At 62.0% G+C, this 17,463-nt stretch carries 10 protein-coding genes; 4 read left to right on the top strand and 6 right to left on the bottom strand.

Annotated elements, in window-relative coordinates; all coding sequences use genetic code 11:
* From ACERK3_19000 to ACERK3_18990, 3 genes are all read left to right on the top strand, one after another.
* Nucleotides 1-1,837: alpha-L-rhamnosidase C-terminal domain-containing protein (locus ACERK3_19000; GenBank protein ID MFA9480364.1), on the top strand; the 1,837-nt coding region annotated here is incomplete at its 5' end.
* 270 nt (nucleotides 1,838-2,107) lie between these two features.
* The gene (locus ACERK3_18995) at nucleotides 2,108-2,746 is read left to right on the top strand and encodes a response regulator (protein ID MFA9480363.1); all 639 of its coding nucleotides are present in this window, start codon (nucleotides 2,108-2,110) and stop codon (nucleotides 2,744-2,746) included.
* A gap of 275 nt (nucleotides 2,747-3,021) precedes the next feature.
* Entirely contained in the window at nucleotides 3,022-4,095 is a 1,074-nt protein-coding gene (locus ACERK3_18990; protein MFA9480362.1) for a sigma-70 family RNA polymerase sigma factor, read from the top strand.
* A gap of 101 nt (nucleotides 4,096-4,196) precedes the next feature.
* Here ACERK3_18990 and ACERK3_18985 read toward each other — a convergent pair whose 3' ends face one another.
* The 6 genes from ACERK3_18985 to icd all read right to left on the bottom strand — a co-directional run bounded on the left by ACERK3_18985 (nucleotide 4,197) and on the right by icd (nucleotide 15,744).
* On the bottom strand, nucleotides 4,197-4,493 hold the full coding sequence (locus tag ACERK3_18985) for a hypothetical protein (protein MFA9480361.1): 297 nt from the start codon (nucleotides 4,491-4,493) through the stop codon (nucleotides 4,197-4,199).
* Between the two features lie 7 nt (nucleotides 4,494-4,500).
* A complete protein-coding gene (locus tag ACERK3_18980) occupies nucleotides 4,501-6,615 on the bottom strand; it encodes a response regulator (GenBank protein MFA9480360.1) in 2,115 nt (704 codons plus the stop codon).
* Nucleotides 6,616-6,675: 60 nt separating this feature from the next.
* Nucleotides 6,676-11,943, bottom strand: a complete 5,268-nt coding sequence (locus ACERK3_18975; GenBank protein ID MFA9480359.1) for a HAMP domain-containing protein — start codon at nucleotides 11,941-11,943, stop codon at nucleotides 6,676-6,678.
* A gap of 420 nt (nucleotides 11,944-12,363) precedes the next feature.
* Nucleotides 12,364-12,759 (bottom strand): response regulator, encoded by a 396-nt coding sequence (locus ACERK3_18970; GenBank protein MFA9480358.1) that lies wholly within the window; start codon nucleotides 12,757-12,759, stop codon nucleotides 12,364-12,366.
* A gap of 104 nt (nucleotides 12,760-12,863) precedes the next feature.
* Nucleotides 12,864-14,213: an MFS transporter gene (locus ACERK3_18965; GenBank protein ID MFA9480357.1), complete on the bottom strand. Its 1,350-nt coding sequence runs from the start codon at nucleotides 14,211-14,213 to the stop codon at nucleotides 12,864-12,866.
* A gap of 289 nt (nucleotides 14,214-14,502) precedes the next feature.
* Nucleotides 14,503-15,744: an NADP-dependent isocitrate dehydrogenase gene (gene icd, locus ACERK3_18960; protein MFA9480356.1), complete on the bottom strand. Its 1,242-nt coding sequence runs from the start codon at nucleotides 15,742-15,744 to the stop codon at nucleotides 14,503-14,505.
* Nucleotides 15,745-16,103: 359 nt separating this feature from the next.
* Between icd and ACERK3_18955 the strand changes: the two genes are divergently transcribed.
* Nucleotides 16,104-17,390: a glycosyltransferase family 4 protein gene (locus ACERK3_18955; GenBank protein MFA9480355.1), complete on the top strand. Its 1,287-nt coding sequence runs from the start codon at nucleotides 16,104-16,106 to the stop codon at nucleotides 17,388-17,390.
* Nucleotides 17,391-17,463 lie beyond the last annotated feature (73 nt).

Below are 17,463 nucleotides of genomic sequence, written 5' to 3'. Positions count from 1 at the left end.
CCCGATCGAAACCAATGGCAGCGGCATCGTCGCCGAGCAGTGGCATCTGCACCCCAGCCCGCTGCCGGACATGCTCCGCAGGCCGATCCGTCCCGGCCAGGTCCGCGCCGCCTGGGCTGGCGAATGCGACGTCGTTCATCCCGAGCATCTCGCTGACGAACAAACGCACCCCTGGCAGCAACTCATCGAGCAAGGCCAACCCGTCGATGTACCCGCACACAGCGTCGTGCAGGTCATCTGGGATATGGCGCAGTATTACTGCGGGTTCGCCAGCGTCACACTCAGCGGCGGCGAGGGCAGCGAACTCGCCTTCGAGTGGGCCGAATCGCTTTACAGTGTCGACGAACAGGGGAAGCGCTCACCCCACAAGCACCACCGCGACGAGATCGAAGGCAAGGCGTTCTTCGGCTTCGGCGACGCGTTCCGCAACGATGGCGGCGAGCATCGCGACTATCGCTCGTACTGGTGGCGTGCCGGCCGATACGTTCGCCTGACCGTTCGCACCGGCGACCAGCCGCTGCGCATCGACGACGTGTGCATCCTTGAAACCCGCTACCCATGGGAGCCGAAGGCGACGTGGCATAGCGATGATGCCGGGCTGGCCGACGTGTCGGCCCTGGCGGTGCGCGGACTGCAGATGTGCATGCACGAAACGTACATGGACTGCCCCTATTACGAGCAGATGATGTACGTCGGCGACACACGTTTGCAGATGCTTGTCGCACACGTCTGCTGCGACGACGATCGGCTGACGCGCCGCAGCATCGAGCTGTTCGACCACTCGCGATGGAAGACCGGTCTGATCGCAGAACGCTATCCCAGCACGCCGTTTCAACTCAGCGCCACGTTTTCCATGATCTGGGTCTCCATGGTCAAGGATTACGCCTGGTGGCGAAACGACCCGGCGTGGGTCAAGCAGCGCATGGTCGGCATGCGCTGTTTGCTGGAACAGTTTCTGCCGATGCTCAACGACGCGGGCCTGCTCGGCCGCATGCCCGGCTGGTCGTTCATCGACTGGGTGCCCGACTGGAACAACGGCTGCCCGGCCGACGGGCAGGCCGGGGTCTCGGCGATCAACAACCTGCTGTTCATTCATGCCCTGCGCGACGCCGCCGCACTGGAGCGGGCGATGGGTGAACCGGCGCTCGCCCAACGCTGGCAGGACATGGCCGATCGGCTGGGCCAGCGCGTGGTGCAGACGTTCTGGCATGAACCCGCCGGCTGCCTCGCGGACGATGTAACGCACGAGCATTTCAGCGAGCACGCCCAATGCCTTGCATTGCTCACCGACACACTCACCGGCGACAAGGCCGAGGCCGCGCTCGCTCGCCTGCTTGACGGCGAAGGCCTGGCTCGCACCACCGTCTACTTCTCGTTCTACCTGTTTGAAACGCTCTACCGGTTCGGCCGGGGCGACAAGCTGGTCGAACGGTTTGCATTTTGGAAACAACTCGTGGGGCAGGGCATGCGCACCCCGGTCGAGATGCCCGAACCCAGTCGCTCCGACTGCCACGCGTGGGGGTCACATCCGCTGTTCCACTTTCACGCGTCGCTGGCCGGCGTGCGACCCGCCGCCCCGGGTTTCGCGCGGGTTCAGGTCGCGCCGGTTTCGCTGGCCGGGATTGAACGGATCGAAAGCCGAGTGCCCCACCCCGCCGGCGAAGTGCATGTCTCGCTGCACATTGACCGTCAAACCAACCAATGCCAAGGCGAAATCACACTGCCAGCGCAAACGCCTGGCGAGTTTGTCTGGGCCGACCAGTCATTGCCCCTGAACCCCGGCGGGTGCACCACGATTCACCTTGACGCCCAGCGACGTTCTCTCGGATCTGCTTGACCTGTGGACCGTGAAACGCCCCAATCGGTACTTCGCTGGATGGGATGCATCACAGCAGGGGGTTGATTCCGCTTCACAGCATGACCTAAGCCGATGCTCGCCCAATTTATGATGGGGCAGACTGGAAATGCGACGGTACAATGCGAATCCGGGATCGTGTACGTTCAACAGCCCCTAGTGATGTACTGAAAGCGTATCCATACCGTGACGACCAACAACAGCAATAAAGCGAAAGCCATTGCCTCGCGAAGGGCGCCAGAAGCCTCTCGTGTGCTGATCGTCGACGACCATCCGGTTGTGCGTCACGGCCTCAGCCACCTGATTGACGCCACGCCCGGCCTGACCGTTTGTGGCAAAGTGTCCAACCTTGCCGATGCCCTTGACGCGATTCGCAATTTACGCCCGGCTATCGCCGTGGTCGACATCAACCTTGGCGAAGGCGGCAACGGCCTGGAGGTGATCAAACAGGCCGTCGCTGAAAACGTCAGTACAAAAATGCTCGTTTCGTCCATGCATGACGACCTGATCTATGCCGACCGAGCCTTGCAGGCCGGAGCGATGGGCTACGTCAACAAGGACGAGGGGACGGATCAGTTGATCGAAGCGATCCGCCAGATCCTCAGCGGCCGCATCTACCTTTCCGGCCCCATGACCGACCGCATGCTGCAACGCACGCGACGGCATGGTGGCAAAATCGGCGATTCGCCCACCGGCATTCTCTCCGACCGGGAACGCGAAGTGTTCGCGTTGATCGGCAAGGGGCAGACCACCAAACAGATCGCAGAACAACTGCACCTCAGCCCCAAGACCATCGAATCGCACCGCGAACACATCATGACAAAGCTGGATCTGGAACACAGCAACCAATTGATCCGCCACGCCGTGCAGTGGGTGCTGGAGTACGACTGAGTCGGCCTTATCGCGTGCCAAATTAACCGCTCAGCCACCCTGCGGCACTCGATCTTCGCCGCCGGGCCACGTTGCGCCGCGCCCTCGCAGAGCGATTGTCAACGCAAACGCCGACGGTTGACCCACATGCAGATCAGTATATTCCCCATGACCAGCCAAGATGATATCCGTTGGACAGGCTAGCCGGCCTCTCTAAGCTGGTGACTGTTGGTTGAGAGGACCGACCATCGCTGTAGCGACTGGGCACTTTCGACAACCGCATGGAGGACAGGACGATGAATACGACGGAACGCAATAGCAGTGACAATGAACAAATGTCGGACGAAGTTATCGACGTCGGCTTGATGCAAGGCGTCGTTGATCGGGACGAAGCGGCGTTGGAACAACTGTTCAATCGCTACCGCGATGCGGTATATGGCATGTGCCTCCGGATTCTGAAAAATCCGAGCGACGCAGAGGAAACGCTGGTCGATGTGTTCATGGAACTATGGAATCGTTCGGAACGCTTTGATCTCGAACGTGGGAAGGTGTCGACCTATCTGTTGATGCTGGCCCGCAGTCGCGCGATTGACCACCTGCGTAGCCGGGCCTCGCGCCGTCGGCTTATCTCGCACAACGGGTCGGAATACCTTGAGCAAAGCGGTGATCTTCAGAATGATCCTGCCGAGGCCTTATCGCTGGCCGAACGACGGAAAATGGCGCATCGGGCGCTCGCGACGCTCGTGCCCGCTCAACGGGAAGCGGTGCATTATGCTTTTTTTGAGGGGCTGAGTCACCGCGAGATCGCCGAGCGACTCGATCTGCCGCTGGGCACGGTCAAAACGCGCATTCGTCTCGGCCTTATCCGTTTTCGCGACATGTTGACCAATGCATCTCGCGAAGGCACGCAACATTCTGCCGACGCGTCATCGGCCTTGCGTTCCAGCTCGGATGTTGAATCATCACGTAACGACACCCCGGAAAAAATCACGAGCAAACAAATGGTTCGCGTGCTGCTCGCAGATGACAACGACATTTTCCGTGAAGGCCTGGCCGCTCTGCTCAGAAATCAGCCAGGCATTCAGGTCGTGGGGCAAGCTCGTGACGGTCACGCCGCGGTCCAACTCGCCGACGTATTTCAGCCGGACCTCGTTTTGATGGACATCATCATGCCGGGCATCAATGGCATTGAGGCGACTCGGCAGATCCTCGGCAAGCAATCGTCGATGCGTGTTGTGGGTCTGTCAACGCACGATCAGGACGAGATCACTAATGCGATGCGAGCGGCCGGTGCCGAGGCCTACATGAACAAGGATGATCCGACAGAGGATCTGATCGCCACGATCCATCGGCCCGCCACCCGCAATTGACATGTTCGTCGCATACGCGTTCATCGCACCGGTCGGCCTCGCCGGCGGGTGCGATGCGCCAGGCATTGCCCACCACCTGCCACGACCCCACGCGCAACGGCTCATCGCTCGTTGCCGAAGGATCCGACCTCATCCAGCAGTTGACGCGACTGGGTCACGGCAGCTTCGATTTGCGCAAGATGTTCTCGAGTGGCTGAGGTATCCGAATTGTTGAGCGACAACTGGGCACAGCGTACCTGGACCAGAATGGCGTGGAGGGTGTTACGGAACTCGTGACGGAAGTTGCGGGACGGATCCGTGGCCGACGGATTCGGCGCAAGGTCCACCGGCACGGCAGCGGGACCGGCAAGCGGCTTTCGTTCTTTCTGGACGTCGTGGTTGAGTGATTGGTCAGGCATTCGTGATTTACTCCAGTGGAACAGAAACAGAGTTCATGGTCGCCGATCGGTCCAGGCGAAGTAGGCGGACGATGCCCGCCACCAGTTCGACCGGCTCAACGGGTTTGGCCATATGCACCTGAAAACCCGCCGAAAGGCTGCGGGTTCGATCACGCTCGCCCGCGTGCGCTGTCAGTGCAATCGCGGGAAGCATGCGCAGTTGCGGCGCGTCTGATGCTCGAATCCGACGGATCAGCGTGTAGCCATCGCAGTCGGGCATGGCGATATCACTTAGCAGAATGTCCGGCATCCACTGCTCGAACAGGTCCAGCGCTTCGTGGGCGGAGTTGACGAGCTTCGCCGTGCCGTGATAACGACGGATGACTTGGCCAAGCAGTTCTCGCGCGTCACAATCGTCGTCCACAATGAGAACGCGCACGCCCTCCAGCGTCTGGTCAACAATCTTGTCCTCCGCATCATCTTCAGCGACCTCGGCGTCGGCATAACACAACGGCAACTGCACGGTAAACGTGGCGCCTTGGTTGGGCCCGGCGCTTTCCGCTTCCACCGACCCATCGTGCATCTGCACGATATGACGAACGATCGCCAGCCCCACGCCCAGCCCGCCATGCGATCGTGTACTGGTGCTGTCGGCCTGTCGGAACCGCTCGAAGACATGCGGAAGCAACTCTGGCGAAATACCTTCGCCCGTATCGCGAATCCGGATATGCCCAACCCCCTCTTTTACTTCCATCTCCACGTAAACAGAACCGGCCTCCGGTGTGAACTTGATCGCGTTGCTCAGCAGGTTCCACATCACCTGCTGCAGTCGGTTCGCATCGCCGGTCATCTGCATCGCGTCATCCGGCAAGGCGTCGTGCACTTTGATTTGACGGGCGTCGGCTGCGGGCTTGACCGCGTCGATGGCCGCTTCCACCACGCTCTTGAGCGACATCGGCTGCATCTCCAGCCGCAGTTTGCCACTGGTGATGCGCGAGATGTCAAGCAGGTCTTCGATAAGGCGTGCCTGCGCGTTGACGTTTCGCTCGATGACCTGCAAACCATGGTCGAGCATCTCCGGCTCAGTCGGCGGCTCACGCAACAGACGCGTCCAGCCCAGCATCGCGTTTAACGGCGTGCGTAACTCGTGCGACAGCGTTGCCAGGAACTCGTCCTTCAACCGGTTCGCTTCGCGGGCCTCGGCGTAAAGGATGTTTTCGATGGCAGTGGAAGCGATTTGCGCCAATTGGATGAGGATGGCTTCATCTTCGCTGGTGAACTGCCCCTCGTACGCGTCTGCGAGATAGATGACGCCGAGGTTTCGGCCGTCGTGACCCGTGAACGGCGCAGCGAGCATGCCGCCGCACATCGGGGGCATGTCCAGCTTCGAGACAATCTCCCAGTCCGGGTGCTGATGCAACTGCGCTTCGGTCATCCGTGTTGCCGCGCCGCTGCGAGCGACGAGCGTCTGCGCAACCGGAGCCAGGTCCAGCCGCCTGCCTTGCCAGTCAGCATATTTCTCTGAAAACGACGAAACCGCCAACGGCGAGTTTCGACCGAGTTCCTGCTCGCCGAGAAACAGCGTGATGGATTGATTGGCACCAACCACGTCGCGGGCGGCGTCGGTGATGGTCTGAAGCATTCGATCCGCGGACTGGGCGGCGTTGATGGCAATGGAGGCTGCGGCAAGTTCCTGCAACTGTCCCGCGCGTCGGCGGAGCCGATTGGCCTGCTGCGTGACCTGCGCCGTCTTCTGGAAAAGGTCGACGAACACGCCGACCTTGGCCCGCAAAACGTCAGGCCGCACGGGTGCGAGAATGTAGTCCACCGCGCCAAGCGAGTAACCCTTGGCGATATGCAGTTCATCAGTGTGCCCGGTGATGAAAATGATCGGCGTGTCGCGGGAGCTTTTGCGCTGTCGAATCAGCCTGGCCGTCTCGAACCCGTCGATGCCGGGCATATGCACATCGAGCAGGATGACCGCGAAATTGGTTTTAAGCACATGCTTCAGCGCCTCTCGGCCGGAGGTCGCCTTGACCAGTGTCTGATTCAAATCCGCCAGCGCACTCTCGAGCGCGATCAACGCGCCCGGGCGATCGTCCACCAGCAGAATATTGATCGTACCGTCCGGATTCATCGTCATAGCCCATCAATTGCCGCGAGGCATTCGCCTCACAAGTGGCTCGAACAGGGAGGCGGCGCGTCAGCGGTGCAGCCAGGTGCGCAACATGGCCAGCAGTTGAGCGGTGTCCACCGGCTTGGCGATATAGTCCGAAGCGCCAGCCTGAATGCACCGTTCGCGGTCGCCTTTCATCGCTTTGGCCGTCAGCGCGATAATCGGAAGTGAGCGGAATTTCGACTGCTGACGAATGGCGGCCATCGTGTCATAGCCGTCCATCTCCGGCATCATGATGTCCATCAGCACGGCGTCCACCTCGGACGTCGTCTGAAGATATTCGATGGCCGCCCGCCCGTTTTCCGCGGCATCGACATGCATGCCGTAGGGTTCGAGAATGCTGCTCATCGCAAAAATGTTGCGCACATCGTCGTCAACCACCAGCACCCGCTTGCCCGCCAAGATCGTCTCGGGGCTGTGCAGCTTTGCGATCATGTTGCGCTGCTGCTCGCTCAGTGTCGTAAGAGGCAGGTGCAGGAACATCGCCGCGTCGTCGAGCAGACGCTCGAGCGAGCGGACGTCTTTAAGGATCATGCTCTGCCCGATCTGGGCGAGTCGAGCCTCGTCAGTCTTGGCCAATTCGCCCGGTGTGTAGATGATAATCGGCGTCAAACGCAACGTCTCGTCATCCTGGAAGTAGCGGATGAGTTTGAATACGGTCTGATCCGGCAGTTGGGTGTCAGCGACGACAAGGTCCGCCGGCGTTTCGTATCGCACCATCAGCGCCTCTTCCCACGTCGCCACCGCCTGCACCCGCACGCCCTCGCTGACAAGCAGGTCGACGACCTGCTCACGCTGCGACTGCTCATAGCCAACCACCAGCACGTGCTTCAGCCGTGGCTCTGCCATTTGCCGCAGCCGCTGAATCACCTCGTCCAATGGCTGTTGGCCCTTGAGCGGCTTCGTCAGGACCTCGAAAGCGCCAGCCCGCAGCGCGCGTGACGCGTCTTCCTCCGTGCTCAAAATCTGCACCGGAATATGCCGAACCTCGCTGTCATCCTTGAGATGGGCCAACACCCGCCACCCGTCCATGTCCGGCAGATTGAGGTCGAGCGTAATGGCCGTGGGCTTGATCCGTCGGGTCATCTCCAGCACTGCCGCGCCTGAACTGACAACGACGGTCTTGAAGCCGCGATGCCGGGCTGCCTCCACGAGGATCTCCGCGAACCCGAGGTCGTTCTCGACGATCAGCAGAACACGATCTCCCGGCGCTATCGCGTCCCGGTCGTCCTCAATATAGATATTTGGTCTGGTCAGCCCCGACGCAGCCGACGCAGTGTCAGATTTCACAGGCAAGGTCGTCGTCGCTTCGAGGGCCACGGCCGCATCCGCCTGATGAGCCGTGGTATTGCTCGATGGCGCGACGACCGGCAGGTACAGCGTGAAGATGCTGCCGCCGCCGGGCTCGCTGGTCAGATGGATCTCGCCGCCAAGCAGACCCGCGATCTCCCGGCTGATCGCCAGCCCGAGGCCCGTCCCGCCGTACTTTCGGCTCGTGCTGCCGTCGGCTTGCTGGAAGGCCTCGAAAATGATCTGCTGCTTCTCTGGCAAAATGCCGATTCCCGTGTCCTGTACCGAGAACGAAAGCACCTGCTCCGCCTTGTTGAGCACTTCGTGGTCCGGGCTCCAGCCATGCGTCTGACGACGGACGGTCAACGACACCGCCCCCTTCTCCGTGAACTTGAACGCATTGGACAGCAGGTTGCGAAGAACCTGCTGGAGGCGTTTGCTGTCGGTCTGGATCGATACGGGGAGATCTGGATCGAGATCGACGACGAAGTCCAGGTGTTTCGACTCGGCCACGTGGCAGAAGGTCCGCTCCACGTAGCTGCGCATGTCCTCCAGCGGGAGGTCGCGAACATCGACGTACACCGTGCCCGACTCGATCTTGCACAAGTCGAGAATGTCGTTGATCAACATCAGCAGATCGTTGCCCGAGGCGTGAATCGTCCGAGCGAACTCCACCTGGCGCTCGGAAAGATTGTTCTGCGGGTTCTTCGACAACTGGTCGGAAAGAATCAGCAGGCTGTTCAACGGCGTGCGCAACTCGTGCGACATGTTTGCGAGGAACTCAGACTTGTACTTCGACGTCAACGCAAGCTGCTTGGCCTTTTCCTCCAGCGCCTGCCGGGCCTGCTCGACCTCGAGGTTCTTGCGTTCAACCTCCGTCTTCTGCGTCGCGAGCAGTTCCGCCTTTTCCTCCAGTTCACTGTTGGTGGTCTGCAGTTCCTCCTGCCGACTCTGCAATTCATGGGCGAGCGACTGCGACTGCTTAAGCAGGTTTTCGGTCCGCATGTCGGCTTCGATGGTGTTCAACACAATGGCGATGCTCTCCGTCAGCTGGTCGAGGAACGCTTCGTGCGTCGGACTGAAGCGATCGAACGACGCCAGTTCTAGCACGGCCTTGACCTGGCCTTCAAAGATGACGGGCATGACCAGAATATTCGTCGGCTGCGCGTGGCCAAGCCCGGAGCTGATCTGCACGTAGTTGTGCGGAATGTCAGTCAGCAGAATCTTTTCTTTCTCCACAGCGCACTGGCCGATGAGCCCTTCCCCAAGGGCGAATTCATTCTGCAACCGCTCGCGGGCGCTCGCGGCATAGCTGGCCAACAGCGTCAACTTCGGATTTGGACCGCTGTGATCCAGCGTATAGAAAACCGCCTGGTGAGCCGACACCACCGGCGCCAGCTCGGACAGAATCAGTTTGCCCACCTTCAGCAGATCTTTCTGCCCCTGAAGCATGCGCGAAAACTTTGCCAGGTTCGTCTTCAGCCAGTCCTGCTCGGAGTTCTTGAGCGTGGTCTCGCGCAGGTTGCGGATCATCTTGTTGATGTTGTCTTTCAGCGCGGCGACCTCGCCCTGCGCTTCGACCTTGATCGACTGCGTCAGGTCACCCTTGGTCACCGCAGTGGCGACCTCGGCGATCGCCCGCACCTGCGTCGTGAGGTTGTCCGCCAACTGGTTCACGTTGTCGGTCAAATCCTTCCACGTGCCCGCAGCGCCAGGCACGTTCGCCTGACCACCAAGCTTGCCCTCCACACCCACGAGCCGGGCCACCGTCGTAACCTGATCAGCGAACGTCGCGAGCGTTTCGATCATGCTGTTGATCGTGTCCGCCAGTTCGGCGATTTCGCCCTTCGCGTCGAGCGTCACCTTCCGCCTGAGGTTGCCGTGCGCCACTTCCGTCACGACCTTCGCAATATCGCGCACCTGGTTAGTCAGGTTGCCCGCCATCGAGTTGACGTTGTCGGTCAGGTCCTTCCACGTACCCGCCACGCCAGGCACGTTCGCCTGTCCGCCGAGCTTGCCTTCCGTACCCACCTCGCGAGCCACGCGCGTCACTTCCGAAGCGAACGAGTTGAGCTGGTCGACCATCGTGTTGATGGTGTCTTTCAGCTCGAGGATCTCGCCTTTCACGTCCACGGTAATCTTCTTCGAAAGGTCGCCGTTGGCCACCGCCGTGGTCACCGCTGCGATGTTTCGCACCTGGCTGGTGAGGTTGCCCGCCATCGAGTTGACGTTGTCGGTCAGGTCCTTCCACGTGCCCGCCACGCCCGGCACGGTTGCCTGCCCGCCGAGCTTGCCTTCCGTGCCCACCTCGCGAGCCACGCGCGTCACTTCCGACGCGAACGAGCTTAGCTGGTCGACCATCGTGTTCGTGACGTTTTTGATCTGAAGAATTTCGCCGCTGGCGTCCACGGTGATCTTCTGTGTCAGGTCGCCCGTCGCGATGGCGGTGGCGACCTTGGACACGTCACGCAACTGAATGGTGAGGTTGCCCGCCATCGAGTTGACGCTGTCGGTCAGGTCCTTCCACGTGCCCGCCACGCCCGGCACGCCGGCCTGCCCGCCGAGTTGGCCTTCCGTACCCACCTCGCGAGCCACGCGCGTCACTTCCGATGCGAAAGAGCTGAGCTGGTCGACCATCGTGTTGATGGTGTCTTTCAGCTCGAGGATCTCGCCTTTCACGTCCACGGTAATCTTCTTCGACAGGTCGCCGTTGGCCACTGCGGTGGTCACCGCCGCGATGTTGCGCACCTGGCTGGTGAGGTTGCCCGCCATCGAGTTGACGTTGTCGGTCAGGTCCTTCCACGTGCCCGCCACGCCCGGCACGCGAGCCTGTCCGCCGAGCTTGCCTTCCGTACCCACCTCGCGTGCCACGCGCGTCACTTCCGACGCGAATGACCGCAACTGATCCACCATCGTGTTGATCGTGTTCTTCAGCTCAGCGATCTCGCCTTTCACGTCCACGGTGATCTTCTTCGAAAGGTCGCCGTTGGCCACCGCCGTGGTCACCGCCGCGATGTTGCGCACCTGGCTGGTGAGGTTGCCCGCCATCGAGTTGACGTTGTCGGTCAGGTCCTTCCACGTGCCCGCGATGCCCGGCACGCTCGCCTGTCCGCCGAGCTTGCCTTCCGTGCCCACCTCGCGTGCCACGCGCGTCACTTCCGACGCGAACGAGTTGAGCTGGTCGACCATCGTGTTGACGGTGTCCTTCAGCTCGAGCATTTCACCTTTGACGTCGACGGTGATCTTCTTTGACAAGTCGCCGTTGGCCACCGCCGTGGTCACCGCCGCGATGTTGCGCACCTGACTGGTGAGGTTGCCCGCCATCGAGTTGACGCTGTCGGTCAGGTCCTTCCACGTGCCCGCGACACCCGACACGTTCGCCTGTCCACCGAGCTTGCCTTCCGTGCCCACCTCGCGAGCCACGCGCGTCACCTCCGACGTGAACGAGCTGAGCTGATCGACCATGCGGTTGACGATCTTGGCGGTGCGGAGGAACTCGCCGTCGAGCGGCCGACCCTCGATCTCCAGAGCCATGGTCTGCGTCAGGTCACCATGAGCCACCGCGCCGATCACGCGGGCGGTCTCGCGCGTGGGGTGGACGAGGTTCGTAATCAGCGTGTTCACTGAATTGGCCGAGTCAGCCCACGACCCTTGCACTTCGCCGAACGATGCCCGCTGCGAAATGCGTCCTTCCTTGCCGACGGTCACGCTCAGGCGTTTCAGTTCGCCGGTCATCCGCTGATTCGTCTCGACGACCGCGTTGAACGTGTCAGCGATTTTGCCATCAAGCCCCGCGAGATCCATCGGCAAACGCGTGGTGAAGTCTCCCTTCTGCAACGCGATCAACGCTTCAAGCAGTTCGCGCTTGTCGAGTCCTTCACCCTCAGCCTGCTTTCGGCGGGCGGCGCCGCCAGCCTTCAAACGCGGGGCGGGTTTCGGGAGGGTGCCCGTCAGCCGACTGGCACCGTTCAGACCGTTGCGCTTGTTTATCGTTCGGATCGGCATCACAACTCCTGGTCGGTGATAACTGCACCGCGGTGCTCAGGCTGACACGGCCATCGCGCGCTGAAATAGGCATTACAGATCCACGTCGACCCACGCCGATGTGCTCGATCAATGCCCACAAACAGCAGACTCTGAAAAACTGACGACCAAACCTATGTCGGAAATTGACTCGACAAAAGCCTCGCGCACAGCGATACCTGAGACGCTTGGCGACCGAGTATAGGAACGTCCAAGAAATACCCTATGGGGTATTTTCCTATTTGATGATGGGGCTTGGAAGTGGAACAGCCGGCCGGGATGTCAGCCATCGAGCAGCCAATATAAATGAAGACTGCTAAGAGGGGAGAAGGGGTTGCGTGCGCCAGCAAATCAGCAACAACTTTCGCATCTTGGCTTGAAAGCAACTTCTACGAAATCGCCTCACTGACTTGAGGCATTATCAACCTCTGAGAGGGCATGTCTGATGACCTTCACGAGTTGCTCTGGTGCTACCGGCTTGATCAAGACCTCGACGAAACCAGCGTCGACTCGGTCTGCCGCCCGGCCGGCATCGGCGGCACCTGTCAAAGCGACGCCGTAGAGACCATAGCGTTTGTGAAGCTCCTGCATCAACTCAACGCCATCCCGATCAGGCAGGCGCAAGTCACTGACGACCAGATCCACCTTGCCCTCGGCCGCCTGCGCCAACGCCGTCTCGGCGTCACCGGATGTAACCACGTCAAACCCTTCTCGTCGCAGGAGGATCGCCTGGAGGGTAAGCGTGTCCTGGTGGTCGTCAACGAGCAGGAGGCGTGGCTGATTCGAAGTCTTTTCCATATCACTCATTTCCCGGCCGCACTTATCGCCGGCAGCCCCTGCCGTACAGAGCGCTTATTTAATCGTTAGCAAAGAGCGGTGTCAATGATGTGCGACGGTGAAGGTCAAGCAACCAGACGTTGCAGCCGCTGTCGGCGCTTGGCGGGCGTGGTGGCGATCAGGGCCAGGCCGACCATCGGCAACGGGAGGAGCGTGAACAGCAGCATGACCGTGTCATAGCTGCCCAGCAGGTCATACCCCGCGCCCATGAGGAAGGGCCCGAAGCTCGAGGCAGCCACCGCCACCGTCGCCGACGTGCCGCGAATGCGCCCCATGTACGCTCGGCCGAAGAACCGTGGCCAGACCGGGCTGATCGTCGACACGATCAACCCTTGGGCCAACCCGATCAACATGCCCAACGGATAGACCCACGCCGCCGACTCCAGCCGCCACGCCATGGCCATCGCCCCGGCCAACGCGGCCATGGCAGACGCCAGAAGCAGGTTCAACGGCATTCGGTCGGCCAGCAGTCCGCCGATCACGTGCATTACCGCCAGCGAGACCGCGAAGACGGTGAAAAGCCAGGCCACGTCGGCGGTGCCGAGCCCGCGTGCAGTGAAAAGCGGCAGCGCGTTGAAAAACAGGGCCGTGCCGAGCATCGACCACATGCCGATGCACACGATGATGACCCAGTAGGCCCGGCTCGCCATTGCTTCTCGCAGTGTCAGCGAGGTGCGTGCCTCGTCCTCGGCCGACTCAACAACCGTCCCGTCGGCCGAGCCATGTGGCAGGCCGTCCTTGTACTGACCGACCTGCTCCGGCCGATCGCGCCAGAACCACGCCAGCGCCGGCAGCATCACCGCCCATACGGATAGCCCGAGGATGGCATAGGCCCATCGCCAACCGACCGCATCGATCAGCCAGAGGTTCAGCGCGGGCACGACGGCGATAGCGCCCGCCATGCCCATGTGACGCAGTCCCTCGACGGTGCCGAGACGCCGCTCAAACCAGAACGCCAGCGCATTGCCGCTGAGCAGGCCCAGCGCCCCGGCCCCAAGCATGCGCAGGAAAAGGAATGCGAAAAACAGGCCCGGAAGGCTGTTGACTTGCGAGGTGTAGAGGCACACGCCGCCAAAGAGAATGACTACCGCGGTGATAGTCACCCGCAGGCCGTGGCGGTCCATCAGGGCCCCGACATAGCCCATCGGTATCGCGGCGAGGAGCGTGCCGACCATATACGCCCCGGTCAACTGGCTGTGGCTGAGGCCCAGGGCGGTGCGGAACGAATCGTTGAATGCAGAGACGCCGAAAGTCTGGCCCGGGGCGGTGGCGATCAACGCCATCGTCGCCAGCGGCAGCATCGCCCAGCCGTAGAAGAAGCGGCTGTCGCTGCTGACGGCGGCTCCAGGTGATAGCTCGGATGACAAATTGGCCACGTCGGCGTCCGCGCGGACACCGCTGCTGCTGCTGGACACGCTTCGTTCTCCCTGAAACCGGGCCATGCCGGACGCACGGCCACGGGGTTGGCATGCTTCATGCAAAGGTAGAGCTTTATCGACACCGAATCAACCAGGCGTGCGCCGACGAGTCTCGCGTTTGACCGTGTGACGGTCGATGCGGCGGGCCTGGCGGCCAACGCACAATGCTGAGGTTTGCCGACGTTGGCCGGGGCTCGTCGTCGTCGGCTTGTCGATGCAGAGCAAAAAAGCCCACGGAGGGTGTCCGTGGGCTTCAGTCGAATCTGGGTTTTGTGTAGTGTTTGATTCAGTCCATGTGTTTGATGATGGCTTCGCCGAACTCGGAGCATTTGAGGAGTTTGGCGCCGTCCATGAGGCGTTCGAAGTCGTAGGTGACGGTCTTGGCTGCGATGGCGCCTTCGACACCCTTGACGACGAGGTCAGCGGCTTCGTTCCAGCCGAGGTGTCGGAGCATCATTTCGCCGGAGAGGATGACACTGCCGGGGTTGACCTTGTCCTGGTCGGCGTACTTGGGGGCGGTGCCGTGGGTGGCTTCGAAGATGGCGTGGCCGGTGGTGTAGTTGATGTTGCCGCCGGGCGCGATGCCGATGCCGCCGACCTGCGCGGCGAGGGCGTCGGAGATGTAGTCGCCGTTGAGGTTCATCGTGGCGACCACGTCGTACTCGGCCGGGCGGGTGAGGATCTGCTGCAGGAAGGCGTCGGCGATGACGTCTTTGACGATGATCTCTTTGCCGTTGGCCTTGATCTTCGTCCACGGTCCGCCGTCGATCAGCTCGCCGTTGTAGTCGTTCATCGCGACTTCGTAGCCCCAGTCGCGGAAGCCGCCTTCGGTGAACTTCATGATGTTGCCTTTGTGCACGAGCGTGACGCTGTCACGGCCCTGCTCGATGGCGTAATCAATGGCGGCCTTGACGAGGCGGCGCGTGCCTTCCTTCGAGACAGGCTTGATGCCGAGGCCGGAGGTATCCGGGAAGCGGATCTTCTCAAAGTGCTTTGGGAAGGCTTCCTTGAGCAGCTTCTTGAACTTGTCGACTTCCTCCGAGCCTTCCTGAAACTCAATGCCGGCGTAGATGTCTTCGCTGTTCTCGCGGAAGATGACCATGTCGACTTCTTCAGGCCGCTTGATGGGCGTGGGCACGCCGGTGAACCAGCGAACGGGACGGAGGCAGACGTAGAGGTCGAGGATCTGTCGAAGGGCAACGTTCAGCGAGCGGATGCCGCCGCCGACGGGCGTGGTCAGCGGGCCCTTGATGCCGACGAAGTAGGTTTTGAAGGCTTCGAGAGTTGCGTCGGGGAGCCATTCGCCGGTGGAGTCGAAGGCCTTTTGGCCGGCGAGGACTTCTTTCCACGCGATGGACTTGTCGCCGGCGTAGGCCTTTACGACCGCGGCGTCGAGGACGCGCTGGCTGGCGCGCCAGATGTCACGGCCCGTGCCGTCGCCTTCGATGAAGGGGACGATGGGGTGGTTGGGAACGTTGAGCTCGCCGTTGGCGAACTTGATGGGTTCGCCGGTTGTTGCCTGGGTCATGGGGGCTTCCTCCGTGGCTGGTCGTTGAGGGTGGGAACAAACCGCGGACGGCGTCGGAGCGTCCGGCGGACAGAGAGGCGATTATTGGCGAAAAGAGGCAAATGCTCAAGTTCAGGGGGAAGGGGGGGAGGTTTCTGGTTTGTGGTTTCTTGTTTCTGGTTTGGGTAAGCCGAGCCCTGAGCGAGTCGGCGAGCGAAGGGCCGGATCTGTCGGAATTTCTAATTGCTGATTTCTCATCGCTGATTGTATCGGCGTGGCTCCCCACAATTAGCAATCAGCATTTAGCGCTTAGCAATTCCCCGGACTCCGGGAACGCGGCGGCGTAGGATCGGGGGCTGTGTGGGGAGGGAGAGTTGCGGATGCGGCGGCGGGTGCTGGTGGTGGCGGAGGCGGCGAACCCGGAGTGGGTCAGCGTGCCGTTGGTGGGGTGGTCGCATGCTCAGGCGATCGCCCGGCGAACGGACTGCCTGGTGGCGACGCAGGTGCGCAACCGGGAAGCGTGGCTGCGGGCGGGAAAGGTGGAGGGGCGGGATTTTGTTGCGATTGACAGCGAGGCGGTGGCTCGGCCGACGACGCGGCTGGGGAATGTGCTGCGCGGCGGCAAGGGGAAGGGGTGGACGACGATGACAGCGGCGGCGGCGCTGTCGTACTACGCGTTTGAGTGGAAGCTGTGGCGGATGCTGGGGGCGGAGATCGCGGCGGGGCGGTTTGAGGTGGTACACCGGGTGACGCCATTGAGTCCGACGATACCGAGCCTGGTGCTGGCGCGAGGGTGTGAGCGGGCGGGGGTGCCCTTCGTGGTGGGGCCGATGAACGGCGGCGTGCCGTGGCCGCGGGGGTATGACGGGGTGAGACGGGCGGAGCGGGAGTGGTTGTCGTACGTGCGGGAGGTTTACAAGCTGCTGCCGGGCTATCGGCGGACGCGGCGGCAGGCGGCGGCGCTGTTGGTGGCGTCGCGGGATACGTGGCAGCAAATGCCAGAGAAGTATCACGACAAGTGCGTTTATCTGCCGGAGAACGCGGTGGATCCGGAGCGGTTCGCTCGCGTGCGCGAGCATGCGGCGGCCCGGCCGATGCGGGTGGTGTTCGTCGGGCGACTCGTGCCTTACAAGGGGGCGGATGTGTTGCTGGAAGCGGTGGCGCCGCTGGTGCGGGAGGGGCGGGTGTGTGTGGAGGTGATCGGCGATGGGCCTCAGATGGCGGCGCTGCGGGCACTCGTTGAGCGGGAGCGGTTGGGCGATGGAGTGACGCTTGCGGGGTGGGTGGCGCACGAGCAGGTGCAGGATCGGATGGCGACGGCGGACGTGTTCGGCTTTCCGAGCATCCGCGAGTTCGGCGGCGGTGTGGTGCTGGAGGCGATGGCGGTGGGGCTGGTGCCGGTGGTGGTGGGTTATGGCGGGCCGGCGGAACTGGTGACGGAGCAGACAGGGGTCGCCTTGCCGATGACGGATCGGGCGGGGCTGGTGGAGGCGTTTCGCGCGGCCCTGGCGGAGTTGGCGGCCGAGCCGGGGCGGGTGGACGCGATGTCGGCGGCGGCGCGGCGGCGGGTGTGCGAGCGGTTCACGTGGGACGCGAAGGCGGCGGTGGTGGAACAGGTGTATGAATGGGTGTTGGACCCGTCGGGGAGGCGGCGGCCGGTGTTTTGAGGCAGGGGGGGTTGGGTTTCTGGTTTTTGGTTTGTGGTTTCTGGTTTGGCAGGGAGAAGCCCACGGCGTGACG

The organism is Phycisphaerales bacterium AB-hyl4, from assembly GCA_041821185.1.
GTDB lineage: Bacteria > Planctomycetota > Phycisphaerae > Phycisphaerales > Phycisphaeraceae > Natronomicrosphaera > Natronomicrosphaera hydrolytica.
Note: the sequence above shows the minus strand (reverse complement) of the source record. Positions and strands in the feature narration are given on the sequence as shown.

What these genes read in the sequence shown, in the direction of transcription:
- ACERK3_18990 (MFA9480362.1), top strand. Translation starts at nt 3,022, where the DNA reads ATGAATACGACGGAACGCAATAGCAGTGACAATGAACAAATGTCGGAC.
- ACERK3_18985 (MFA9480361.1), bottom strand. Translation starts at nt 4,493, where the DNA reads ATGCCTGACCAATCACTCAACCACGACGTCCAGAAAGAACGAAAGCCG.
- ACERK3_18980 (MFA9480360.1), bottom strand. Translation starts at nt 6,615, where the DNA reads ATGACGATGAATCCGGACGGTACGATCAATATTCTGCTGGTGGACGAT.
- ACERK3_18975 (MFA9480359.1), bottom strand. Translation starts at nt 11,943, where the DNA reads ATGCCGATCCGAACGATAAACAAGCGCAACGGTCTGAACGGTGCCAGT.
- ACERK3_18970 (MFA9480358.1), bottom strand. Translation starts at nt 12,759, where the DNA reads ATGGAAAAGACTTCGAATCAGCCACGCCTCCTGCTCGTTGACGACCAC.
- icd (MFA9480356.1), bottom strand. Translation starts at nt 15,744, where the DNA reads ATGACCCAGGCAACAACCGGCGAACCCATCAAGTTCGCCAACGGCGAG.
- ACERK3_18955 (MFA9480355.1), top strand. Translation starts at nt 16,104, where the DNA reads ATGCGGCGGCGGGTGCTGGTGGTGGCGGAGGCGGCGAACCCGGAGTGG.